At 66.5% G+C, this 22,612-nt stretch carries 22 protein-coding genes; 6 read left to right on the plus strand and 16 right to left on the minus strand.

Annotated elements, in window-relative coordinates; genetic code table 11:
• Positions 1 to 1,011, plus strand: a 1,011-nt coding sequence (locus tag E1263_RS34120) for an alpha/beta hydrolase family protein (protein WP_238161789.1), incomplete at its 5' end; no start/stop codon positions are given.
• Here the strand turns inward: E1263_RS34120 and E1263_RS34125 are convergent.
• Positions 1,001 to 1,483 (minus strand): carboxymuconolactone decarboxylase family protein, encoded by a 483-nt coding sequence (locus E1263_RS34125; RefSeq protein WP_132175033.1) that lies wholly within the window; start codon positions 1,481 to 1,483, stop codon positions 1,001 to 1,003. The genes E1263_RS34120 and E1263_RS34125 overlap by 11 nt on opposite strands.
• 152 nt (positions 1,484 to 1,635) lie before the next feature.
• On the opposite strand from E1263_RS34125, the gene E1263_RS34130 reads away from it, so the two are divergent.
• A complete protein-coding gene (locus tag E1263_RS34130; RefSeq protein ID WP_202869185.1) occupies positions 1,636 to 2,517 on the plus strand; it encodes an RNA polymerase sigma-70 factor in 882 nt (293 codons plus the stop codon).
• On the opposite strand, the gene E1263_RS34135 is transcribed toward E1263_RS34130, so the two are convergent.
• Positions 2,498 to 2,689 carry a hypothetical protein gene (locus E1263_RS34135; protein ID WP_202869186.1) on the minus strand — a complete coding sequence of 64 codons (192 nt, stop codon included), beginning with the start codon at positions 2,687 to 2,689 and terminating at the stop codon, positions 2,498 to 2,500. The genes E1263_RS34130 and E1263_RS34135 overlap by 20 nt on opposite strands.
• 73 nt (positions 2,690 to 2,762) lie before the next feature.
• Between E1263_RS34135 and E1263_RS34140 the strand changes: the two genes are divergently transcribed.
• On the plus strand, positions 2,763 to 2,966 hold the full coding sequence (locus E1263_RS34140; protein WP_132175039.1) for a hypothetical protein: 204 nt from the start codon (positions 2,763 to 2,765) through the stop codon (positions 2,964 to 2,966).
• Complete coding sequence (locus E1263_RS34145) at positions 2,963 to 3,718, plus strand: nucleotidyltransferase domain-containing protein (RefSeq protein WP_132175041.1); 756 nt, start codon at positions 2,963 to 2,965, stop codon at positions 3,716 to 3,718. The genes E1263_RS34140 and E1263_RS34145 overlap by 4 nt, the downstream gene beginning before the upstream one ends.
• Here the strand turns inward: E1263_RS34145 and E1263_RS34150 are convergent.
• Together E1263_RS34150 and E1263_RS34155 are read right to left on the minus strand one after the other, a co-directional pair.
• The gene (locus E1263_RS34150) at positions 3,704 to 4,375 is read right to left on the minus strand and encodes an SGNH/GDSL hydrolase family protein (RefSeq protein WP_132175043.1); all 672 of its coding nucleotides are present in this window, start codon (positions 4,373 to 4,375) and stop codon (positions 3,704 to 3,706) included. The genes E1263_RS34145 and E1263_RS34150 overlap by 15 nt on opposite strands.
• A 79-nt stretch (positions 4,376 to 4,454) precedes the next feature.
• Positions 4,455 to 5,339, minus strand: coding sequence for an HIRAN domain-containing protein (locus E1263_RS34155; protein ID WP_132175045.1), 885 nt, complete (start codon positions 5,337 to 5,339; stop codon positions 4,455 to 4,457).
• A gap of 230 nt (positions 5,340 to 5,569) precedes the next feature.
• Between E1263_RS34155 and ilvA the strand changes: the two genes are divergently transcribed.
• Positions 5,570 to 6,865, plus strand: coding sequence for a threonine ammonia-lyase IlvA (ilvA, locus tag E1263_RS34160; protein ID WP_132175047.1), 1,296 nt, complete (start codon positions 5,570 to 5,572; stop codon positions 6,863 to 6,865).
• 3 nt (positions 6,866 to 6,868) lie between these two features.
• Here the strand turns inward: ilvA and E1263_RS34165 are convergent, their stop codons facing one another.
• From E1263_RS34165 to E1263_RS34220, 12 genes are all read right to left on the minus strand, one after another.
• Positions 6,869 to 7,321: a hypothetical protein gene (locus E1263_RS34165; RefSeq protein WP_132175049.1), complete on the minus strand. Its 453-nt coding sequence runs from the start codon at positions 7,319 to 7,321 to the stop codon at positions 6,869 to 6,871.
• Positions 7,322 to 7,373: 52 nt separating this feature from the next.
• Positions 7,374 to 10,409 (minus strand): family 78 glycoside hydrolase catalytic domain, encoded by a 3,036-nt coding sequence (locus E1263_RS34170; RefSeq protein ID WP_238161790.1) that lies wholly within the window; start codon positions 10,407 to 10,409, stop codon positions 7,374 to 7,376.
• Positions 10,410 to 10,505: 96 nt separating this feature from the next.
• Complete coding sequence (locus E1263_RS34175) at positions 10,506 to 10,742, minus strand: helix-turn-helix domain-containing protein (protein ID WP_202869187.1); 237 nt, start codon at positions 10,740 to 10,742, stop codon at positions 10,506 to 10,508.
• Between the two features lie 6 nt (positions 10,743 to 10,748).
• Entirely contained in the window at positions 10,749 to 12,140 is a 1,392-nt protein-coding gene (locus E1263_RS34180) for a rhamnulokinase (RefSeq protein ID WP_132175053.1), read from the minus strand.
• Positions 12,137 to 13,537, minus strand: a complete 1,401-nt coding sequence (locus tag E1263_RS34185; RefSeq protein WP_132175055.1) for an L-fucose/L-arabinose isomerase family protein — start codon at positions 13,535 to 13,537, stop codon at positions 12,137 to 12,139. Before E1263_RS34185 ends, E1263_RS34180 begins: the two co-directional genes overlap by 4 nt.
• Positions 13,534 to 15,576 carry a bifunctional aldolase/short-chain dehydrogenase gene (locus tag E1263_RS34190; protein ID WP_132175057.1) on the minus strand — a complete coding sequence of 681 codons (2,043 nt, stop codon included), beginning with the start codon at positions 15,574 to 15,576 and terminating at the stop codon, positions 13,534 to 13,536. Before E1263_RS34190 ends, E1263_RS34185 begins: the two co-directional genes overlap by 4 nt.
• Positions 15,576 to 16,733: an L-rhamnose isomerase gene (gene rhaI / locus E1263_RS34195; RefSeq protein WP_202869188.1), complete on the minus strand. Its 1,158-nt coding sequence runs from the start codon at positions 16,731 to 16,733 to the stop codon at positions 15,576 to 15,578. Before rhaI ends, E1263_RS34190 begins: the two co-directional genes overlap by 1 nt.
• A gap of 1 nt (position 16,734) precedes the next feature.
• Positions 16,735 to 17,052: an L-rhamnose mutarotase gene (locus E1263_RS34200; RefSeq protein ID WP_132175061.1), complete on the minus strand. Its 318-nt coding sequence runs from the start codon at positions 17,050 to 17,052 to the stop codon at positions 16,735 to 16,737.
• The gene (gene rhaS, locus E1263_RS34205; protein WP_132175063.1) at positions 17,052 to 18,119 is read right to left on the minus strand and encodes a rhamnose ABC transporter substrate-binding protein; all 1,068 of its coding nucleotides are present in this window, start codon (positions 18,117 to 18,119) and stop codon (positions 17,052 to 17,054) included. Before rhaS ends, E1263_RS34200 begins: the two co-directional genes overlap by 1 nt.
• Before the next feature lie 23 nt (positions 18,120 to 18,142).
• Positions 18,143 to 19,123 (minus strand): ABC transporter permease, encoded by a 981-nt coding sequence (locus E1263_RS34210; protein ID WP_132175065.1) that lies wholly within the window; start codon positions 19,121 to 19,123, stop codon positions 18,143 to 18,145.
• Positions 19,113 to 20,132: an ABC transporter permease gene (locus E1263_RS34215; RefSeq protein ID WP_132175067.1), complete on the minus strand. Its 1,020-nt coding sequence runs from the start codon at positions 20,130 to 20,132 to the stop codon at positions 19,113 to 19,115. The genes E1263_RS34210 and E1263_RS34215 overlap by 11 nt, the downstream gene beginning before the upstream one ends.
• An 85-nt stretch (positions 20,133 to 20,217) precedes the next feature.
• Entirely contained in the window at positions 20,218 to 21,714 is a 1,497-nt protein-coding gene (locus tag E1263_RS34220; protein WP_132175070.1) for a sugar ABC transporter ATP-binding protein, read from the minus strand.
• 160 nt (positions 21,715 to 21,874) lie between these two features.
• Here E1263_RS34220 and E1263_RS34225 point away from each other — a divergent pair.
• Positions 21,875 to 22,612: LacI family DNA-binding transcriptional regulator (locus E1263_RS34225; RefSeq protein WP_238161791.1), on the plus strand; the 738-nt coding region annotated here is incomplete at its 3' end.

Genomic DNA, 22,612 nt, shown 5'->3' on the forward strand with positions numbered 1-22,612 from the left:
GGGGGGATGAACTACGACTTTCTGGTGCGGGCGGAGGAGTTGGAGCTTCGGTACCGGGGGCCTCGGCCGGGGTTGCGGTTGGCGTTCGGGCGAACTGGGTTGGCTTGGGCGGAGTGGCGGGAAGCGGCGGCGGCGAAGCTTGGGGAGGTGCTGGCGGTTGACGCAGCGGTGACGGCTGGGGCGGTGACAGAGCTTCGCCGTACGACGACTGAGGGGGTTGAGGTTGTTGCGCTGGTGATGGCTGTTGGCGGCGGGTTGTCGGTGCCGGCGTATTTGCTGAACCCTGGTGGGCCGCGGGTGGTGATGGCGCTGCACGGGCATGGGCAGGTGGATGAGTGCCTGCGGATCGCCGGTGTGTACGAGGACTACCACCACAACTTCGCGATCGAGTTGGCGAAGGCGGGGCACACCGTGCTGTTGCCGGAGTTGCGGGGTTTCGGAGCGCTGAGCGATCTGGCAGCCCAGCGGGACGGCGAGAGTCTGAGCTACTGGCGGTGGGGTGAGCACATGGTTTATCCGTTGCTCACCGACCTGTTCCAGCGCGGGCGTACGTTGATGGGCGACACCATCGAGGATCTCCTACGCTGGGAGGACTGGCTGGACGCGGAGTGCGACGTGGTGGGGATTTCGTGGGGTGGGGATCTCGCCTGCACCTATCCGGTGTTCAGCCGCAGGGTGCGGTCGATCTTCGCGAGTGGGACCTTGGGGTCGTTCGAGGCAGTGTTCGCGGAGGCTGGAAATGCCCCAGCGCACTGCATACCCGGCGTACTGGAGTGGTTTGACCGGGCGGATATCGCGGGGCTGAACGCACCGCGGAGGCTGGATCTGCACTACGGAGCGCTCGATCGGGATGGGTCCGCCGCGTACAACCGGACTGCGCCGGAGGCGTTTGCGCGACTACAAGAGATCTATGCCGCGGCCGGCGCCCCGGATGACGTGACTCTGCACGTCACCGAGGGCATCGGGCACGAGATGGATGTCGAGCTACTCCTCAATTTCCTTAGTTCTTGAGGAGGGCTTCGAACATGCCGGGCTGGTAGGAACCGGCCGGGGTTTGGGCGATGACGTTCATCCGGTTGGCGGCGTTGATGAGCGCCACCAGGATGATGAGGGCTGTCACCTGCTCGTCGTCGAAGTGCTCCTGTACGGCGGCCCAGGTGGCGTCGGAGACGCCCTTGTGCAGGTCGGCCAGGCGGGTGCCCTCTTCGGTGAAGGCGAGGGCGGCGCGTTCGGCGGGGGTGTAGATGGTGGCCTCGCGCCAGGCGGCGACCAGGTGCAGGCGCTGGGGGTCCTCGCCGGCGGCGGTGGCGTCCTTGGTGTGCATGTCGAGGCAGAAGCCGCAGCCGTTGATCTGGCTGGCGCGGATGTTGACGAGCTCCTTGATCGTGCCGGGCAGGGTCGACTGCTCGAGCACCATCGCGAGACCGGCGAACCGCTTGCCGAACTTGCCGCCGAGCTCGGTCTCCATCAGGTTGATACGCATGGGGGTGTTCCTCTCGTGATCGGTCGGTAGTGACCACAAGATGCGCGCCGGCCCGGATCCGTGACAGGCTGGCGCTGTGACGAGGGCCACTGTCACGAGATTGCGGTGACCGGTGTCTGATGGGAGTCCCGACCACTGTGGAGGAGGCGGCCATGGATTCCGCGACCGAGTCGTTCGTTGCCCATCGCAACTTGTTGTTCACGATCGCGTACGAGTTGCTGGGCTCGGCGGCCGACGCCGAGGACGTGCTGCAGGAGACGTGGTTGCGCTGGGTCGGCGTCGAGCTGGAGACCGTCCGCGATCACCGCGCGTACCTGATCCGCATCACGAGTCGGCAGGCGCTGAACCGGCTGCGGACCGTCGGACGACAGCGGGAGACGTATGTCGGTCAGTGGCTGCCCGAGCCGTTGCTGACCACGCCGGATGTCGCGGATGACGTCGAGCTGGCCGACAGTGTGTCGATGGCGATGCTGCTCGTCCTGGAGACACTCAAGCCGACAGAGCGAGCAGTGTTTGTACTGCGTGATGTCTTCGCTCTCGAGTACGACGAGATCGCGCAGGCCGTCGACAAGTCACCGGAGGCGGTTCGTCAGATCGCGCACCGGGCTCGGTCCCATGTCGCTGCGCGCCGGCCGCGTGGAGTGGTGTCGTCAACCGAGGCGCGGGGTGCACTGGACGCGTTCCGGCGCGCTGTGGAGACAGGGGACCTGCAGGGCTTCCTGGACATGCTCGCACCGGACGTGGTGCTCATCGGCGACGGCGGAGGCGTGAAGCAGGCCGTGCTGAACCCGATCTACGGATCCGACCGCGTCTCGCGCATCCTCAAAGCAGGCATGGCTCAGATCGCCGGACTGCTCACCGCCGAACCCATCCAGCTCAACGGCGCTCCCGGCCTGCTACTTCGCATGAACGGCGAGATCGAGCAGGTCATGGCATTCCACCTGCACGAGGGCCAGATCACCGGCATGTACGTCGTCCGCAACCCCCACAAGCTCGAGCGCCTCGAGCAGGAGATCACTCTGCTGCGCGGATAGCCGCCTGGATGGCAGCACCCAGCTGAGCGTCGTCACCCGCGCGCCACTCATGCCCAGCCGCACAGGCCCACTGGTCCTGGTCAGGCGTCATCACGCACCCAGCCAGCCGCACTCGCCCCGCCGACGCAGCCCGCATCGCAGCCGGCGTCGGCAGCCCATACAGAATCGGCACTCCCGCCTCACCACACACAGGGCAAGCAAAAACTCGCATGCACTCAGCGTACGTCCATGCGTACGCTCCCAGCGTGGCGTCAAAGTTTGAGCGAGCAATGCGACTCATGCGCAAGCACGATCCGCAGCTCCAGGAAGACGGCTACCACCTGCTCCTGCCGCACGCCGCCGAACACCTGCCGGAGCTGATCGACGCGTACGAGGCGGAGACCGAGGATCCAGGGCTGAAGGGCTGGCTGCTGGAACTGATCGAGGTAGCACGAGCGGAGGACTCTTGAAGTTTCCGGAGACGTTGTCGGCTGAGCGGCGTGGGTTGATTGAGCGGGCGGCTGCGGCGCTCGAGTGCTCGTACGGCGCTGGGTTCTTGGGGATGGTGTTGTCGGGGTCGGCGGGGCGCGGGGTGGAGACGGAGCGTTCTGACCTCGATGTGATCGTGGTGGTGACTCCTGAGTTGGTGGGGACACCGCTCACCCGTAATACCGAGCTGGAGCTGCTTCCGGTCACGCTGAAGCATCTGGAGACGCTGGCGGTGTTCGGGGACGACCAGTGGGGTTACAGGTGGTCGTATGCGTGGGCTCCGACGTTGCTGGACAAGACGGGTGGGCGCATCGCGCAGGCGATCGAGCGGCAGACCTCTCTGAGCGCGGAGGAGGCACATGCGCTCCTGGAGATGCGGTTGGATGCGTGGCTCAACATGAGCTACCGCTCGCTCAAGTCAGCGCGTGACGGCAACCTGCTGGAAGCGCGGATGGATGCGGCCGAGGCGATGGGGCCGTTCTTGGATGTGGTGTTCGCACTCGACGGACAGGTGCGGCCGTACAACAAGTACCTGCAGTGGACGCTGGAGCATCACCCGCTCAAGAGCTGGCCCAGCGGCGAACTACTCAACACAATCGAGCAGTACCTCGCCGGCAACGCAGAGGCGATCAGAGAGAGCCTCAAGCACGTACAGCGGTCCGAGCTGCCGCTGGTGCATGAGGCGTTCGACGAGTGGAGTGCTGAGCAGTACGACGCACTACGGCATGGCTGACGACAGAGCGTCGTACCAGAGGTCGCCTAGCTTCAGCGCGCCCGCGTCAGTGGGGTGGATCGTGTCGGCTGAGATGTCGGAGAGCGCCATCTGCGCGTTCAGGTCGACGAAACGCACGTCAGCGCCCGTAGCGTGCACTGCGGAGACCACGGCGGGGATGGCCGCGTTGTAGGCGTCGATGCGCTCGTTCAGCCCACGGTCGGGCGAGGGCACGATCGACGAGACCAGAATGGTCACACCGGGCACTCGCTGCGCGATGCGCTCGATGAGGTCCTGCAGCCGCGCGGGTGCCTGCGGCAGATCGTAGGCCTGGAAGACGTCGTTCGTGCCGAGGTGGAGCAGCACGTACCGCGGGCGGTTCAGCGTGAGCCAGAGGTCGATCCACGAGCGGACCTGGTCGATCCGCAGCCCCGGGTGACCTTCGTTGTCCTGGTCCGGGATGTTACCCGAGCGCTCCGACCCGACGAGGTCGACCCGCGGCCCACCCTGGAGGTGCTGCCACAGGGACGTGCGATAGCTGACCCCCGTGACCCGGTTGCCCTCGGTGATGGAGTCTCCCAGCGGCATCACCTTCACGCCGCCGTCAACCGGAACCGCCGGCCCCACCAGAAACACAGCCGCAACAGCCAACGGCACCGCAAGCCAGCGAACCTTCACCCGGAAAACGTAGCCCACCCTCGAAGTAGCTCCGCTGTACCCGCCCAGGGGCGTGGCGAGCACAGCGCAGCCGCCCTAGTTAATTGGCTTCTTTGGTAGCCCAGTAGTGCCACTGGGGAGATGCGACTGGGGAACGGGTCAGGCCGTCCGGCCACGTGGCCGGCAGGTCATGACTCCGTGCCGCGTACAAGGTCACCTCCGATGCGCTGCGGTCCCCGCGGACTGCGACGCGAGCGGCGGTCTCGGCGCGCATGTCGGCCAGGTAGTGGATGGCAGGCAGGAACTCCGCACTCAGCCGTGGGCTGAGCCGGCCGACCGGTTCGTCGTCGAGACGGATCTCGACCACGTTCCTCGGCCGGTCCTGGATGCTGTCCTCCTCCTCGATCGCATGCATGGTGGCGTACACCCAGCATTCGCCCTCCGCCCGGAAGAACGGTGCCAGGATCTCCGGATGCACCTCACTGCCCGGTACGACGATGCCGCTGCCGGGCGGTAACAGGTGGAAGCTCCCCGGCGGGGGCAGGTTCACCGGGACGAGCATGTGCGGCTGGCCCATGGCCACCGCGACGCTGGCGTGGAACTCGGTCCCATCACCCTTTTTGCCAGCCGACACTGTGTTGCCGGACCAGTCGGCCGGCTCCCATTCACTCACCCACAGGTGACACGGCACCTGGGGCTGCAGTCCTTGGGCCACCAGCTCCGAAAGCACCGGGTGGTAGCGATGTGCGTCGTCCCGCGGCAAGTAGCCGACAACCTTCCCCTGAACGCGGACTGCGATCGATCGGGGATCGAATCTGTTGTGCGGTTCTGGGACCAGTTCCGCCTCGGTGTCCAGATCTGCGCCACGTGCCGGGATGGGATCAGGAAACAGGCTGCGAATCGCCTGCTCGTGCGGAGCCTCCCGCACGACCTCCTGTCCGCACCACAGTGCGTCGCCCCACAGACTGAACGGAATCAGTTCCATATGTGCCCTCCAGTCCCCGCTGACCGGTTGACTCGGCTCATCCCGTCCAGAGCCCTGGCCGTTACACCGAGTGAGCGTATGAAAACTAGACTGCCCCGGGAAGGGCCGTTTCACGCATGGAATCAGGCTCTGTTGCGCAACGGTAGCCGTCTGTCCGCACTTTGGACGGAGATCGTCTTGTGCAGCGAGCGAAACGGCGAAGATCGTGCAGATGCACGGGAAGGAACGTCATGCAGGGCAGTAGTTCAGTCGCTCGATGGACCGGTTCAGCAGCCGTCTCAGTATCTGGCGCGGCAACCTCCGTGGAGGCCGCTGTCGAGCGCCTCGACGGGGTCGCGATCAAGACCCCGCTGCAACGCAATCTGCGCCTTTCTGAGCGCACCGGAGCGCAGATCTGGCTCAAGCGTGAAGACCTGCAGATCGGTCGTTCCTACAAGCTCCGCGGTGCCTACAACCTGATCGCCCAGCTCGACGAAACGGCCAAGGCCGCAGGGGTGGTGTGTGCCAGTGCGGGCAACCACGGGCAGGGCTTGGCATATTCGTGCCACACGCTCGGTGTTCACGGAAAAGTTTTCGTTCCCAGAACGACTCCGCGCCAGAAACGGGACCGGATCGCTGCCCTGGGTGGCAAGCAGATCCAGGTGATCGTGACCGGCGACACGTACGACGACGCTGCCGCGGCCGCGCTCGCTGATGCGGAAGCAACCGGCGCGACGATCGTCCCGGCCTTCGACGACCCCCGAACCGTGGCCGGCCAAGGCACGGTCGCCGTCGAGATCGTGCAGCAGTTGGGCCATGCACCCGACGTACTGGTGGTTCCTGTTGGTGGCGGCGGGCTCGTGGCCGGGGTGGCAAGTTGGCTGACGGCGCGGCATCCCGGCGTACGGATCGTTGGGGTTGAGCCTGCTGGTGCAGCGAGCATGGCGGCAGCATTGGCTGCTGGTGAACCGGTTACGTTGCCGCAGCTCGACAGCTTCGTCGACGGAGCCGCCGTACGGCGAGTTGGCGACGTCACGCTGCCGTTGGTGGCGAGCGCCGGGGTCGAGCTGATGTCGGTCCCGGAAGGGCTGGTGTGCAGCGAGATGCTCGAGCTCTACCAGGTCGACGGCTTGATCGCCGAGCCGGCGGGGGCCTTGTCGACAAGTGCCCTGGGCAACGGTCTCACCGTCCGCCCGGGTGAGACAGTCGTTTGTCTGCTGTCGGGCGGGAACAACGATGTCAGCCGCTACAGCGAGATCCTCGAACGATCGCTGGTCTACGAAGGCCTCAAGCACTATTTCCTGGTCACGTTCCCGCAGGAGCCCGGCGCGCTGCGTCAGTTCCTGGACGGAGTGCTCGGTCCGGATGACGACATCGCCCTGTTCGAGTACGTGAAGCGCAACAACCGCGAGACCGGTGTCGCGCTGGTCGGGATCGAGATCGGCCGGGCCAGCGACCTGGAAGGTCTGCTGGCCCGGATGGATGCTGCGCCGCTCGACATCGAGCGGATCAATCCGAACTCCCCCGAGTTCCGCTATCTGATCTGAGCCTTACAGCCCGAGGTGCTTCGAGTGCCGCGGGTCGTTCGGGTGGTTTCCGTCGTCCCAGTCACCCTCGTCGGCACCGTGGTTCGGCATCTTGGCCGCAGCCTCGGTGTGGTGCTTGTCAGCCTCACGGTCGGCCGTCTTGGCGGCCTCGCGGCGTTCGGTGGCGCCGGCGGCAAGGCGGCGGGCCTCGGCGGCCTTCTCCTCGGACTCCGCCTGCGCACGCTTGGCGCGGGCGTCGACCTCGTCAGCCACGGCGTGCTGACGCTCGGCATGAGCCGCCGCGATGCGGGACTCCTGCTCCTTCTCGTACGCTTCCTGGCGCTGCTGCTCGAGCTCGTGGCGCTTGTGCTCTTCACGGCGCTTCGACGATGTCTTGGACGCGCCGGCGATCAGCGCGACCAGGATGACCACTACAGCGAGCGCGACGACGATCCAGAGGACGGTCATTCCGTCCATGGGTTCCTCCTCTGTCGGGGTTCCGCCTCCAGTACCCCGCCGCGCTCATCTACTAACCCGCCCGGACCTCGAACCGATAGGTGCCCGAGGCAACATTCACTGAATCCTTCGAACCAGGTAAACGAACGATTGCTGTTGCGTTGGCCGGCACCGTCACCTCCAGCTGGAAGCCTCGCGCCGTGGTCTTCCAGTTGCTGACAACCTTCCCGTACGGCGTCTCCAGCGTGAAGTCGGCCTTGGTGATCCCACCACCGGGGTTCGGCGCGATGAGCACCTTGCGATAGCCCGGTTCAGCCGCCGAAACCCCGGCCAGCGTGCGATACATCCACTCGCCGACGGCGCCGTACGCGTAGTGGTTGAAGGAGTTCATGCCGACGTCGTTGAAGGTGCCGTCGGGGTTGATCGAGTTCCAGCGCTCCCACACCGTCGTCGCGCCCTTGCCGATCTCGTAACCCCACGACGGGTACGACGTGTTCTGCAGCAGCTTGTAGGCGAGATCCGAACGCCCCACCTTCGTGAGCACCGGCAGCAGCCCGTCCACCCCCAGGAAGCCTGTGGACAAGTGCGTGTCCCGCCGCAGGATGGTGTTGACGAAGTGCTCGCCGGACTTGGTGACGTCGGGGATCAGGTCGTTGGTGAAGCCGAGGATGTAGCCGGTCTGGCTGTCCGCACCGACCTTCCCGTCCGCCGCCACGAACCGCGCGATCCACGCCGCCCGTACGTCGTCGTACAGCTTCCGGTACTTCGTTTCGTCCGCGCTGTTCCCGATTGCCGCAGCCATCTGGCTGAGCTGGCGGGCGCCCTTCGCCATGAACGCCGTACCGATCAGATCACCGGGCGTCGGGTCGTCCAGGTTCAGCCAGTCGCCGTAGTCGCCACCACCGCGGATCAGACCGGGTGAGTGGGACGCCAGGTAGTCGACGTACCGAGCCATGGACGCGTAGTGCTCGCGGATCACGTTGGTGTCGCCGTAGGCCTGCCAGAGCGTCCAGGGTACGTTCACACCGGCATCTGCCCAGCCGGCGTTCCCCTGGCCGCCGTCGAACGAGTTGGGCACAGTCGGCGCCACACTCGGGTAGGCGCCGTCAGCCGTCTGGCTGTCCCGCAGGTCCTGCAACCACTTGCTCAGGAAGGCCTGTGAGTCCAGGTTGTAGACCGCAGTGCGGGCGAACACGTTGATGTCGCCGGTCCAGCCCATCCGCTCGTCACGGGCCGGAGTGTCGGTCGGAATCGACAGGAAGTTCCCACGCTGGCCCCAGACGATGTTGCTGTGCAGCTGGTTCACCAGTGCGGAGTTGGTGTGGAAGCTGGTCGTCTGAGCGCCATCCGTGCCCATGACTACGCCAGTGATCGCACTGGCCGGCGGTGCGGTCGGTAGACCGCTCACCTCGACGTAGCGGAAGCCATGGAACGTGAAGCGGGGCTGATAGGTCTCGGTCTGGTTGGTGGCGAACGTGTAGCGGTCCGTGGCTCGCGCACCGCGCAGGTTGTCCGTGTAGAGCGTCCCATCCGGGTTCAGCACCTCGCCGTACCGGATGGTGACGGTCTGACCGGGCTGTCCGGTCAGCTTGAACCGTCCGACTCCGACCATGTTCTGTCCGAGGTCGTAGAGGTACTTACCGGCTGTTGGCGACGCAATGGCCTTAGCAGCAAGGTGTTGCGTCACCCGGACCGGCTGGTCGGTCTGCGGGACGAGCTGTGCGGTCGCGCTGGGCCGCAACAACGCCGGGGTCCACTCAGCGGCCGTACGACGTGCGTCGTAGCTCTCGCCGTTGAGCAGGTCAGCCACCCGTACGGCGCCTGGTGCGGTCTGCCAGCTCTGATCCGTGCCGATGACGTCCGTGGTGCCGTCCGAGTACGTGACACGCAGTTGCGCGGTCAGTGCGGTCTCGCTGCCGTACTTCTGCGGACCGAACATCGCCAGGTTCCCGGCGTACCAGCCGGTGGAGAGCTCAGCCCCCAGCACGTTCTGGCCTGACCGCAGTTGCCGCGTGACGTCGTACGTCTGCGACTGGATCCGCTTGCGGTAGTCCGTCCAGCCCGGTGCGAGCTCCTGGTCGCCGACCTTGCGGCCGTTGAGGCTCAGCTCGTAGACACCCTGCGCAGCGGCGTAAACGCGCGCCCGGACAACCTTCTTACCCGCCGGAATCGTCACCGTCCGCTTGAACACCGGCAGCGGCGGGCCGGGCAGCCACAGGTCGGTGTTGCCCTTCACCTGCAGCCCACCGCCCGGCAGCACCGTCCCATCCGGGAAGGTCTGGTCACCAGCAGCAAAGGACGTGTCCACTAGCTTCTTACCGGCCGCGTTGGTCACCACCAGGTTGTGCACAACGCCGCTCTCAGCTCCGTTCGTGCGAAAGCCCACGATGCCTGCAGCGTCGTGATCAGACCGATCCCGCTGATCGACCTGTACGTCGTCAATCCAGGTAGTGATGGTCTTGCCGGCCACAGTGATGCGCAGGTGATGCCGCTGGCTCAGGTCGACGTTCAGCGGGATCTCACCCAGTACGACGTAGCCACCGCCCGACTGGCGGACGTGCGGTCGCAGCTTCGCACCGTTGAGCGAGTTGAGTTGCCACATGTAGCCAAGACCGGCGCGGCCGCGGAAGAAAATGCCCAGCGCCTCCTTGGCGACGGTGACATCGGCGTCGACCGTGTAGTCGGTCCACTCCGCGCCCGGCTGGCTGTCAGCGCCGATCCACTGACCACTCCAGTCCGACGGCTGCAGCTGAGCCGTCTCGAAGGTCGCCGGGTCTGACCAGCGCGTAGCGCGACCGTTGTTGTCCCAGACGCGGACAGTCCAGAAGTACTGCGTATAAGGCTTCAGCGCTGCACCGGCGTACTCGACGTCGACAGAACGGTCAGAGCGGACCACTCCGCTGTCCCACGCATCGGGGTGCTTCAGCTTCTTGGAGCTGGTCGCGACGTGGACCTCGTAGCGCGTCTGAGCCACGCCACGGCGGTCACTGTCGAGCTGCCAGCTCAGGCGAGGCGCACCGGCAGCGATGCCGAGTGGCTCGGCCAGAGCGTTGGTCTTGAGGTTGTGTAGCTGAGGCGTCGGAGTGGCCGATGCTGTGGCGACAGGCATGGCTAGGAGGGTTGCCAAGGCAAGGCAGAGCCCTCGAAGGTATCGAGGCATTGCTGGTACTCCTCAGTCAGTGGGGCGGAACTGCGGGGAGCTGGTTTAGACCAGACCGCGGCGGGCGGCCCAGACGATGGCTTCGATGGCGGTACTGAACCCGAGCCGGTCGCAGATCAAGCGAGTGCGGCGGCGGACAGTCCGTTCGGACAACTGCAACCTGCGCGCCACTGCGTCCATCGGCAAGCCGGTGGCGAGGAGGCGGAGCAACTGCAGATCGTCATGGCTGATCTCCCGCGGCGGTACCCGCTGCGGGCGCATTTCCTGGGGGAGGGCGGTCATGCGGAATCACCTGTTTCCGAACACCCGGGACTCGGCGGCGTCCCAGTCGGCCGGTTTGCCCTGCGGGGTGTAGCTCCGCAGGCGATGGGTGGACCGGACCAGGGCGCGCATGGCGGCCAGGTCCGGAAGGGGCTCGCCCAGTGCGCGAGCTTGAACGAGGACGTTGCCCAGAGCCGACGCTTCGACCGGTCCGGCAAGTACCGGCAGGCCGCAGGCGTCTGCGGTGAGCTGACAGAGCAGCTCGTTCTGGGAGCCGCCTCCGATGACATGCAGTACGTCGACCGGTCGGTCGGCGAGCTCTTGCGCCGTACGGAGCGTCCGGCGGTAGGCGAGCGCCAGGCTCTCCAGCACACACCGCACAACGGCACCACGCGATGCTGGTGATTCACCGCTGTACGCAGCGATCCGAGCAGGCATGTCGCCCGGAGCGAGAAACTCTGGCGCATCCGGATCGATCAGTACGGCGAAGGCCGGCGCAGCGGCTGCTTCGGCAAGCAGCCGGGGCAGGTCGTCGTCCTGCCAGACGCGTTGGCACTCCTGCAGGATCCACAGGCCCATAACGTTGCGCAGGAAGCGGATCCGCCCATCCACTCCCCCTTCGTTGGTGAAGTTAGCCGCCCGCGCGTCCTCCGTGAGTACGGGTGTGTCCAGCTCCAGACCCACCAGGGACCAGGTCCCCGACGAGATGTACGCAAATCGCTCATCCGATGCCGGCACACTCACCACTGCCGACGCCGTGTCGTGTGAGCCAACCGCGATCACCGGAGTGCCGTCGTACGAACCGATCGTGTCTCCCGGCTCCCACAGCCGCGGCAGGACGCGCGCGGGGATGCCCAACTGCTGCGCCAGCTCCACACTCCACGTCCGGCGACGCACGTCGTACAGCTGGGTCGTGGACGCGTTCGTACGTTCCGCACCGATCTCGCCGGTGAGCCAATAGGCCAGCAGGTCCGGGATCAGTAGCAGGGTGTCCGCGGTCGTCAGCCGGCCAGCCTCGGCGACCAACTGGTAGAGCGTGTTGATCGGCAACTGCTGAAGCCCGGTGACGCTGTAGAGCTCTTCGGCCGACACCCGGGTCAGCACGAGGTCCATCACGCCGTCAGTGCGGTTGTCGCGGTAGTGCACCGGGTTGCCGAGCAGCTGCCCAGAGGCGTCCAGCAGGCCGTAGTCCACCGCCCAGGAGTCGATGGCGATCGAGTCGACCGCACCGGCCGCCTGCAGGCCGTCGAGCATGGAGCGATAGAGGTGCAGGATGTCCCAGTGCAGGGTGCCGCGGACGTCGATCGGGCCGTTCCAGAAGCGGTTGAGCTCAGTCAGCTCCAACACTTCAGTACCGACGCGCCCGAGCATGACGCGACCGCTGGAGGCGCCCAGGTCGACTGCCGCGACGCGCTTCATATGACGGTGAGGTCGAGGCTCAGGAGACCGGCGACGGCCTGCAGGTCTGCAACGCGGTGGCCCGTGCCCAGCGCCCAGTGGTGGGCCACACCGGACGCAGACCACGCGTCGGTCCACTCACCGGGGTCGCGTCCGAAGTCCACCCGCGATGTGGTGTTCCCGATCTGCAGCAACGGCCCCGGTACGACGGTCCCTTCGGACGCGATCAGGTGGAACGTACCGTCGCGCCGCTGACCCAGTCCGCACAGTGTCACCGGTCCTTGCCGAACATCGAACTCGACAGAGACACCCCACCCACGCTTGCCGTGGTAGACGCCCAGCCCACGCAGCAACGGCTTGCGCGCACTGATCGCCAGATGCGCCGGTCCGTCGTGTCCCATCTCCACCACGTTGTCGTGGAAGTTCAGAGCCTGCAGCTCGGTGAACGAGCCACCCGCACCGAGCTTGTCCATCACCAGCATCGCCAGCGACGTCCGCAGCTCATACTCACCGACAGCAGGCACACCCCGCGCAGTCAGCAGCGACGCACCAAGGATCATCCCGGCCGCAACGCGCTCGTGCGTCTCTCCGTCCAGTCCGCGGTGGTAGTAGGCCAGTGTGGTCAGGTCGAAGTCCTCAACCAGCCGGTCCAGCGCCACAGACACCGTTGCGCCCCACCGGAAGTCGTCCTCGACCACAGTGTCGTCAAGGTCGAACACCTCCCGCGCCACAGCCACCCGGGCGTCCGTCTCCGCGGAGGTCACCTGCTCGACCCGCACGCGCAGATCGTCGATCTCCAGGATCTCCACATGCCCACCGAGCTGTGCGGAGACCAGAGTCGGGTCAGTGACCACGTCCATCATCCCGGGGTACAGGTGGCCGAGCAGACCGTGCCGCCCATGCCGGAACGCAGCCCGTACGCCGGCCGCCCGGATCCACCGGTCGATCCGCGCCCACGCGCGCTCGTCTTCCAGGTAGCCGGACACTGACCGGAACGGCACGCCACACCGCTCGAACGCGTTCGCCATCTCCGGCAGCGGACAAGCGCCGCAGTACGCCAGCCACGCACCTGTGTCGAAGCTGGCGTGATCCATCGACTCAGTCGGCTGCAGGTTCAGCAGCAGCACCGGTGAACCGCTGCGCTGTGCAACTGGCACCAGCATCGACGCAGTCATGTAGGTGGTCAGGAAGCCGACGATCAGGTCGCAGTCCGCAAGCCGCAGCTTCTCCGCCGCCGCAGCGCCTTCCTGCGCGTCAGAAATGAACCCAACATCCACAACCTCGCAGTCCAACGCAGTGAACCGCTCAGCCACCCGCCGCGCGGAGGCCTGCAACTGCGGCAGCAGCTGAGGGAACTGCGGCCAGTAGGCCCCCAGTCCCCCGGCTACTAGGCCGATGCGCGTCCTCCGGGCGGTCATCGCAAGAAGGCGGCAGCCACGCCGGCGTCGACAGGCACGTGCAGACCAGTGGTGTGGCTCAGGTCCCCACCAACGAGTGCGAAGACGGCCGCCGCCACGTTCTCCGGCAGTACCTCCCGCTTGAGCAGCGTCCGCTGCGCGTAGAACGCGCCCAGCTCCGACTCCGGTACGCCGTACACGGCAGCCCGCTTCGCACCCCAGCCCTTCGCGAAGATCCCAGACCCCCGTACGACGCCATCCGGGTTCACGCCGTTGACGCGAACGCCGTACTCGCCGAGCTCGGCCGCCAGCAACCGCACCTGGTGCGCCTGGTCGGCCTTGGCCGCGCCGTACGCGACGTTGTTCGGGCCCGCGAAGACGGCGTTCTTGCTGGAGATGTAGACGATGTCGCCGCCGATGCCCTGGTCGATCAGCACCTTCGCGGCCGCCTTCGACACCAGGAACGAGCCCTTGGCCATCACGTCGTGCTGCAGGTCCCAGTCGCGTTCGGTTGTCTCCAGCAACGACTTCGAGATCGACAGTCCGGCGTTGTTGACGACCAGGTCCACGCCACCGAAGGCCAGCACGGCCTCATCCAGCGCCGCCGCAACCGCAGCCGCTGATGAAACATCCGCGCCGACAGCAACAGCCACGTCGCTGGTACCGATCTCCTTCGCGACGGCCTCAGCAGCTGCCAGGTCCAGGTCGGCCACCACAACACAGGCACCCTCAGCCGCCAGCCGCAGTGCGATCGCTCGGCCGATTCCCGAGCCAGCGCCGGTCACCAGGGCAACCCGAGTCGCCAGCGGCTTCGGCTTGGGCATCCGCTGCAGCTTGGCCTCCTCCAGCGCCCAGTACTCGATCCGGAACTTCTCCCGCTCATCGATCGGCGCATAGGTCGACACCGACTCGGCCCCACGCATCACGTTGATCGCGTTCACGTAGAACTCGCCGGCCACCCGAGCCGTCTGCTTGTCCTTGCCGAAGCTGAACATGCCGACCCCAGGCACAAGCACGATCGCCGGATCCGCACCTCGCATCGCCGGGCTGTCGACCTCCGCATAGCGGTGGTAGTACGCCGCGTAGTCCTCGCGATACGTCGCGTGCAACTCCTTCAAGCGCGCGACAGCATCCTCAAGAGGCGCACTGGGGGGAAGGTCCAGCACGAGCGGCCGCACCTTCGTCCGCAGGAAGTGATCCGGGCACGACGTTCCCAGAGCCGCCAACTCCGCCAACCGCTCGCGAGCCGTGAACTCCAGCACGACATCCGAGTCGGTGAAGTGACCGACCTGCGGCTTGTCAGCCGAAGCGAGCCCGCGGATGACCGGAGCCAGCGCCGCCGCGCGTGCCCGCCGCTCACTCGCCGGCAGCGCCTCGAAGCCGGGCACCACGGCACCGAACGGTTCCGCGCTACCGCGCTCGGCCAGGAAACGTTCCGCCGTACGGATGATTTCCAGGGAGTTCGCTTCGCACTCTGCTGAGGTCTCGCCCCAGGCGGTGATTCCGTGGCCGCCGAGGATGCAGCCGATCGCGCCCGGGTTTTCCCGGTGCACCGCGGCGATGTCCAGACCGAGCTGGAATCCGGGCCGCCGCCACGGCACCCAGACAACCCGCTCGCCGAAACACTCCGCGGTCAGCTTCTCGCCGTCCGCCGCTGTCGCCAGCGCGATTCCCGAATCCGGGTGCAGGTGGTCGACGTGCGGGGCGTCAACCAGCCCGTGCATGGCGGTGTCGATCGACGGCGCCGCACCGCCCTTGCCGTGCAGGCAGTAGTCGAACGCCGCCACCATCTCGTCCTCGCGCGCCACACCGGGGTACGAGTCGACGAGTGCATTCAACCGATCAAGCCGCAGTACGGCAAGGCCTGCGGCTGTCAGCGTGCCGAGGTCACCGCCGGAGCCCTTCACCCACAGGAGATCAACGGGCTGCTGGGTGACCGGATCGGTCTCAGTACCCTTCGCCGACGTGTTTCCGCCGGCGTAGTTGGTGTTGCGCGGATCGGAACCAAGCCGATTGCTGCGGGCAACGAGTTCCGAAGGGCTGGATTCTTGCCGGGACATCAGGCTCCCCATCCGGCCTGCTGGCCGTCGGCGCGGTCTTGGACAATCTGCTCGAAGTACCCACTGCGCTTGTACGCCGCGATCGGGTCGCCATCCATGGACTGCGACTCCCGCAGGTCGGCCAGCAGCGGCCGCACATCGGTGTTGTAGGCATCCATCAGTACGGCGTTCGCCTCCAGCACGTCACCTTCGGCCTGAGCCTTCTTCAGGGCCTCGCGATCGACCAGCAACGCCTTCGCGGTGGCCTCCTGGACGTTCATCACCGAGCGGATGATCGCCGGGATCTTCACCTCGATGTTGTGGCACTGATCGAGCATGAAGGCGATTCCACTGGCCGGATCGAGCGCATTACCGCGGACGATCTCGGACATGATCCGGAACAGCTGGAACGGATCCGCCGACCCGACCATCAAGTCGTCGTCCGCGTAGAAGCGGCTGTTGAAGTCGAACGCACCAAGCTTCTTCACCCGCAGCAGGAACGCCACGATGAACTCGATATTCGTGCCCGGCGCGTGGTGCCCGGTGTCGATACACACCGTTGCCTTGGGCCCCAATTCGAGACAGTGCGCGTACGACGTACCCCAGTCCGGCACGTCGGTCGTGTAGAAGGCCGGCTCGAACAGCTTGTACTCCAACAGCATCCGCTGGTCGTCGCCGAGCCGGTCGTAAACCTCTTTCAGCGCAGTCGCGAGCCGGTCCTGGCGGTCCTGGATGTCGTCCTGACCCGGATAGTTCGTCCCGTCGGAGAACCACAGCTTCAGATCGCGGGACCCGGTCGCGTCCATGATGTCGACACATTCGAGCAGGTGGTCAGTCGCCTTACGCCGGATCCGCGCGTCGGGGTTGGTGACACTGCCGAGCTTGTAGTCGTCGTCCTGGAAGACGTTGCTGTTGATCGCGCCGAGCCGAACGCCCTGCTCTTTCGCGTACGCCGACAGCTCGGCGTAGTCGTCCACCTTGTCCCAGGGGATGTGCATCGCGACGCTCGGAGCGACCCCGGTGAAGCGGTGCACCGTGGCCGCGTCGGCGATCTTCTCCTGCGGCGACCGCGGCACTCCCGGCTGCGTGAACACCTTGAACCGGGTGCCGGAGTTCCCGAACGCCCACGAGGGCAGCTCGATCTCCTGGCGCTTGAGGGCATCCTGCACGCTGGTCATATCAGTCCCCATTCAGGTGGAAAATTTCTGGCAGCAGCACGAACGACTCGTCCGGCTGCCCCGCGGTGAAGAACTCCGTCATCTCGGCCTGCCAGCGGGCGTTCACCTCGGTGGCCGCCATCGCCCGCTGCGCCGCCTCGAGATCCGGCGATTCGACGTACCCGATCAGCAGTCCGTCCGCGCGCAGGAAGAGCGAGTAGTTGTGCCAACCGGCCTCGCGCAGCACTGCTTGCATCTCCGGCCAGACGTCGCGGTGCCGTTCGACGTACTCGTCCAGCCGATCGGTGCGGACCTGGAGACAGAAGCAGTAGCGCTGCATCAGAAGTTGAACTTGTCGATGTTCTCGGGGGTGAACTCGGTCGGCGGGCCGAGCACGATCTCGCCGTCCGCGCCGACCGTGTACTCACCGAGCTTGCCGGCCTTGAACTTCTCGCCCTCTGCCCCGGTGATCTGCCCCGAGCTCAGCGCAGCACCCGCGTACGCCGCCAGGTAGCCGATGTCGGCGGGGTTCCAGAGCGCGAACTTCTTCACCGTGCCGTCCTTGACGTACTTGCGCATCTGGTTCGGCAGGCCGAGTCCGGTGATCGCGACCTTGCCCTTGTAGCTGGAGGCGCTCACGTATCGCGAGGCGGCCGCGATACCGACCGTGGTCGGGGAGACGATCACCTTCAGGTTCGGGTAGGTCTGCAGCAGCCCCTGGGCTTCGGTGAAGGACTTCTGGTCGTCGTCATTGCCGTAGGCGACCTTGACCAGCTTGAGCTTGGCGTTCGCCGGCTTGGCCAGCTCGGTCTTCATCACCTCGATCCACGAGTTCTGGTTGGTCGCGTTCGGCGTCGCGGAGAGGACGGCGATCTCACCAGAACCGCCGGCCAGCTCGCTGGCCATCTTCACCAGGCTCTCGCCGATGCCCTGCGTGGTCGCCTGGTTGATGAAGACGTCCCGGCAGGCCTTCGAGGCGTCGGAGTCGAAGGTGACCACCTTGATGCCGGCCTTGCGGGCCTGGTTCAGCGACGGGCAGACCGCATTCGAGTCGTTGGCCGCGACCGCGATCACGTCCTGCTGCTGCTGGATCAGCGTGTTGATGTAGCTGACCTGCGAGGACGCGCTGGCGTCGTTCGGGCCGACCAGCTTGTAGGTGCCCTTGATCTCGTCGACCGCGACCTTGCCGCCGCCCACCTCGACATCGGTGTACGGGTTGTTCAGCTGCTTGGGGAGGTAGGCGATCTTCAGCCCCTCCTTGAGCGGAGCGTTCGGATCCGCCTTGGCTGCCGTGGTTTCCGGCGCGGCCGTGTTCTGGCCCTCGGTGCTGGACTTGGTGGTCCCGCCGCACGCGGTCAGTGCGAGGGCAAAGACTGCCAGCACTGCCAGGTTCTTGCGTTGACGCATGGTTCGTCCTTTCAGGTACGGCGTTAGGTACGGCGCAGCCGGTTGGCCAGGTTGGGACCGAGAACCGAGGCGATCAGCAGCACGCCGGTGACGACGTTGAGCGCCTCGTTGGAGACATCGGACAAGCGGAGCGCGTTCTGCAACGACCCGAGCAGAACGACGCCGGCGATGACTCCGGGCAGTGCGCCCTTGCCACCGAAAATCGAGACACCACCGAGCAGTACGGCGGCAACCACGGCCAGCTCGAGACCAGCGCCGTTGTCGGCTCGCGCGCTGGAGTAGCGCAGCGTCCACAGCACTCCGGCAAGACCCGAGATCACGCCACTGGCGACGTACAGCCAGAACTTCAGACGACCTGGGCGGATACCGGCGAACCTCGCGGCCTGCTCACCGGCGCCGACGGCGAACACGGCGCGGCCGATCGGTGTCGCGTGCAGGATCACGCCGAAGATGGCGGCCAGTACGACGATCACGATCAGGACGTTCGGGATCGGCGTACTGCCGATGGTTCCGGTCACCCAATCGGTGTAGACGCTGGGGAAGTCGGCCACCGCGCCGTCGCCGAGGACCACGAAGGCGAGGCCGCGGTAGAGGGCTAGCGTGCCGATCGTGACGGCCAGCGAGGGAAGGCCGAGGACGGTGACGAAGAAGCCGTTGACCGCGCCTAGGACTGCGCCGAGCAGCAGGCAGAGCGGGATGATCGTTTCGATCGGCTGGTTCGCGTTCCAGAGGTAACCCATGAAGGCGCTGGACAGGCCGAGGGTGCTGGCGACGGACAGATCGATCTCGCCGGTCACGATGACCATCGTCATCGGGAGCGCGACCAGGGCGATCGGCAACAGGTCGAGGACCAGGAAGCCGAAGTTCTGGCCGGTCCCGAAGCTGTCGACGCTGGCCGCGGCGATGATGAGGACCAGGACGGTGATCGCGATGATCGCCACGTTCCAGTTGGCCAGGTTGTTCAGGCGTCCGACCCGCGTGGGTTCGGTGAGCTCAGCCGACATGGGAGCCTCGCTTCTTCAGACCGGCCGCGACCCGGACGGCGACCAGCCGGTCAGCGCCGATCGCGAGCAGGATCAGGCCGCCGACAATCGCCTGCTGCCAGAACTGGTTGATCTCGAGCACTGCAAGGGCGCTACCGATTGTTGTCAGCAGCAACGCTCCGAGTGCAGCGCCCCAGACCGTGCCGCTGCCGCCGAAGACCGCAACCCCGCCGACCACCACGGCCGCAACGACGTTGAGCTCCATGCCCGTCCCGGCCGCGGCGTCGATCGTGCCGAACCGCGCGGCGAACAACACGCCCGCCACTCCGGCCAACGCGCCGCTCACCAGGAAGGCCCCGACGGTACGGCGACCAGTCGGAATGCCGGCGAGTTGCGCGGCCTGCGGGCTGGAGCCCATCGCGTACAGCTCACGGCCGACCCGATAGTTGCGCAGGACAACAGCTGTGACCACCAAGGCGACGAGAGCAATGAGCACCAGCATCGGTACGCCGAGCAGGGACGCGTTGCCGAAGCTCAGGAACCCCGGTGGGAGTTCGTCGGCGTTGATCTGACTGCCTCCCGCCCAGAAGTACGTCACCCCGCGGACGACGTACAGGGTCCCTAGCGTCACGACCAGCGCGGGCACCTTGCCGTAGCGGACCAGGACTCCGTTGAGGACACCGCAGACCCCACCGACTGCTGCACCGATGAGCAGCGCGAGGACGACCGGCAGGCCGGGGTTGTTCTGCAGCAGCGTGCCCACGGTGAACGCGCTGAGGCCGAGGACCGAGCCGACCGACAGATCGATGTTGCGGGTGATCACAACCACGGCCTGGCCGACCGCCAGAACGGCCAGGATTGCGGTATTCAGCAGGATGTCGCGGACGCTCTGCCCGGACAGGAAGCGCGGGTTCGAGATCACGGTCACTGCCACGAGCAGCGCGAGGGCGATGATGATGCCGAGCTCGCGAGCGCGCAGTACGAAATCGAGGGACGACCGCTTCGGGGCAGTCAGCTCGACGGCCGTCATGGGGCCCCCTGACCTGGACTGAGGAGTGTAGGGCTGGGGTTAAAGCCCCATGACCGCCGTGCCGGAGGCGCGGCATTCAATAGAGTCATACCGTCGCCTCCTGTCCCATGGCAGCGAACATGACCGACTCCTCGGTCGCCTCGGCGCGGCTGAGTTCGGCGACCAGACGGCCCTCGCGCATCACCAGGACGCGATCAGCCATCCCGAGCACCTCGGGCAACTCCGACGACACCATCAGTACGGCGACTCCTTCTGCGGCGAGGCTGGACATCAGCCGGTGCACCTCGGCCTTCGTGCCGACGTCGATGCCCCGGGTCGGCTCGTCGACGATCAGCACCCGCGGTCCGGTCGCCAGCCACTTGGCCAGGACGACCTTCTGCTGGTTGCCGCCGGAGAGAGTGCCGACCTCGTCGGACAGCCGCCCGTACTTCGTCTTCAAGCGCTCGGTCCATTCCTTCGCGGAGCGGCGTTCGCTGCTGCCGGTGAGGAAGCCGAGCTGGGACAGGGATCGTGAGCGCGGGAGCGTCACGTTGCGCTCGATCGACAGCTCCATCACCAGGCCCTGCTGGCGACGGTCCTCGGGGACGAGCGCGACCCCGGCAGCCATTGCCTGCTTGGGATTTTTCGGCTTGAGGGTCTTGCCGGCGACCTGGACGGTGCCGCCGTCGCGCGGGTCGACACCGAAGATCGACTGCACGACCTCAGAGCGACCGGATCCGACGAGACCGGCCAGCGCGACGATCTCGCCGGCACGCACCTCGAAGGAGATGTCCTTGAAGACGGGGTCGCGGGTGAGGCCCTCTACTTTGAGGACTGTTGCGCCGGGGGTGACGTCTTGTTTGGGGAAGAGCGCGTCGAGATCGCGACCGACCATCCGGCGCACCATCTCGTCGACGCTGGTGTCTTCGAGGAGGTCGGTCGAGACGTGCTTGCCGTCGCGCATGATCGTGACGCGCTGGCAGAGGGCGGTGATCTCTTCGAAGCGATGCGAGATGAAGAGGAGCGCGGCGCCGTCGTCGCGCAGCGAGCGGGCGACTGCGAACAGGCGCTCGACCTCGACGCCGGTGAGGGCTGCGGTCGGCTCGTCCATCACGACGACCCGGGCGTCGACCGAGAGCGCCTTCGCGATCTCGACCAGTTGCTGATCGGCGATCGACAGGCCGCGGGCGGGACGGTTCGGGTCGATGGCGACGCCGAGACGCGTGAAGAGGCGGGTTGCCTGGGCGACCATGGCGGCGCGGTCGATGGTATTGAAACGACCCAGTGGCTGGCGGCCCATCGCGATGTTCTCGGCCACACTCAGGTCGGGGAAAAGGGTCGGCTCCTGGTAGATGACCGCGATCCCGGCGGCCTTCGCATCCGCGGGGCCGGTCAGGGCGAGCGCCGTACCGTCCAGTTCGAGCGTGCCGGCGTCGGGGCGATGCACCCCGGCCAGCATCTTCACGATCGTGGACTTCCCGGCGCCGTTCTCGCCGACGAGCGCGTGCGCCTCGCCGGGGTGCAGGTCGAAGGAGACGTCTCGGACGGCGGCTACCGCGCCGAAGGATTTCGAGACACCACGGACCCGCAGCTGGGCTGCCATCAGTCACCTCACTTTGCGGCTGAAAGGTTTCAAAGCGTTGGGAGGAAAGTACGGGCCAGTCATCGGCAGCGTCAAGACTTCGACTGCGGATTGCTGCGATCTCGCGGTACGCTTCGGTCCCTAAGACGTTTCAACGATTGACCTTGACGCGGGAGGCGACGTGGCAGCCGACGACACCCGCCGTCGCGGGCACACCGCAGGCGTGAAGGCGGTCGCCGCCGCCGCCGGCGTCTCCCTCGGCACGGTCTCGAACGTGCTGAATCGGCCCGAGATGGTCAGCCCGCTGACCCGGGCCAAGGTCGAGGCCGCGATGGCCACCCTCGGCTTCGTCCGCAACGAGTCGGCCCGGCAGTTGCGCGCCGGCAGCAGCCGGATCCTCGCTTACCTGATGCTCGATGCGGGCAACCCGTTCTTCACCGATGTCGCGAAGGGCGTCGAAGAGGCAGCGCGGGCGGCCGGCTTGTCGGTGTTCTTGTGTAACAGCAACGAGGACGCCGAGCGCGAGGCCGACTACCTCGATCTCCTCGAGCAGCAACGCGTTCAGGGCGTGCTGATCACGCCGGTCGACCAGCACTCGTCGCGGCTGCGCAAACTACCGGCCCGCGGTACGCCGGTGGTTGTCGTCGACCGCGCCATCGACGACGGCGAACACTGCTCGGTCGCCGTTAACGACATCCTCGGCGGCGAGCTCGCGATCGCGCACCTGCTCGAGCTCGGCCACGAACGCATCGCCTTCATCGGCGGACCATTGACGATCGGCCAGGTCGTCGACCGGCGCGACGGCGGCCGCAGCGCGCTCCGCAAAGCTGGCAAACCCGAGTCCAACCTAATCGAGATCACCACCGGCGCCCTCACCGTCGCCGAAGGCAAAGGCGCCGGCCAACGCCTCGCCGGCCTC

The sequence above is a fragment of the Kribbella antibiotica genome, assembly GCF_004349055.1.
GTDB classification, from domain to species: Bacteria; Actinomycetota; Actinomycetes; order Propionibacteriales; family Kribbellaceae; genus Kribbella; species Kribbella antibiotica.

Excerpts from the sequence above, each read along its gene's own strand:
- E1263_RS34125 (WP_132175033.1), bottom strand. The coding sequence starts at position 1,483 with ATGCGTATCAACCTGATGGAGACCGAGCTCGGCGGCAAGTTCGGCAAG.
- E1263_RS34130 (WP_202869185.1), top strand. The coding sequence starts at position 1,636 with ATGGATTCCGCGACCGAGTCGTTCGTTGCCCATCGCAACTTGTTGTTC.
- E1263_RS34155 (WP_132175045.1), bottom strand. The coding sequence starts at position 5,339 with ATGGAACTGATTCCGTTCAGTCTGTGGGGCGACGCACTGTGGTGCGGA.
- ilvA (WP_132175047.1), top strand. The coding sequence starts at position 5,570 with ATGCAGGGCAGTAGTTCAGTCGCTCGATGGACCGGTTCAGCAGCCGTC.
- E1263_RS34165 (WP_132175049.1), bottom strand. The coding sequence starts at position 7,321 with ATGGACGGAATGACCGTCCTCTGGATCGTCGTCGCGCTCGCTGTAGTG.
- E1263_RS34170 (WP_238161790.1), bottom strand. The coding sequence starts at position 10,409 with ATGCCTGTCGCCACAGCATCGGCCACTCCGACGCCTCAGCTACACAAC.
- E1263_RS34175 (WP_202869187.1), bottom strand. The coding sequence starts at position 10,742 with ATGACCGCCCTCCCCCAGGAAATGCGCCCGCAGCGGGTACCGCCGCGG.
- E1263_RS34180 (WP_132175053.1), bottom strand. The coding sequence starts at position 12,140 with ATGAAGCGCGTCGCGGCAGTCGACCTGGGCGCCTCCAGCGGTCGCGTC.
- E1263_RS34185 (WP_132175055.1), bottom strand. The coding sequence starts at position 13,537 with ATGACCGCCCGGAGGACGCGCATCGGCCTAGTAGCCGGGGGACTGGGG.
- E1263_RS34190 (WP_132175057.1), bottom strand. The coding sequence starts at position 15,576 with ATGTCCCGGCAAGAATCCAGCCCTTCGGAACTCGTTGCCCGCAGCAAT.
- rhaI (WP_202869188.1), bottom strand. The coding sequence starts at position 16,733 with ATGACCAGCGTGCAGGATGCCCTCAAGCGCCAGGAGATCGAGCTGCCC.
- E1263_RS34200 (WP_132175061.1), bottom strand. The coding sequence starts at position 17,052 with ATGCAGCGCTACTGCTTCTGTCTCCAGGTCCGCACCGATCGGCTGGAC.
- rhaS (WP_132175063.1), bottom strand. The coding sequence starts at position 18,119 with ATGCGTCAACGCAAGAACCTGGCAGTGCTGGCAGTCTTTGCCCTCGCA.
- E1263_RS34210 (WP_132175065.1), bottom strand. The coding sequence starts at position 19,123 with ATGTCGGCTGAGCTCACCGAACCCACGCGGGTCGGACGCCTGAACAAC.
- E1263_RS34215 (WP_132175067.1), bottom strand. The coding sequence starts at position 20,132 with ATGACGGCCGTCGAGCTGACTGCCCCGAAGCGGTCGTCCCTCGATTTC.
- E1263_RS34220 (WP_132175070.1), bottom strand. The coding sequence starts at position 21,714 with ATGGCAGCCCAGCTGCGGGTCCGTGGTGTCTCGAAATCCTTCGGCGCG.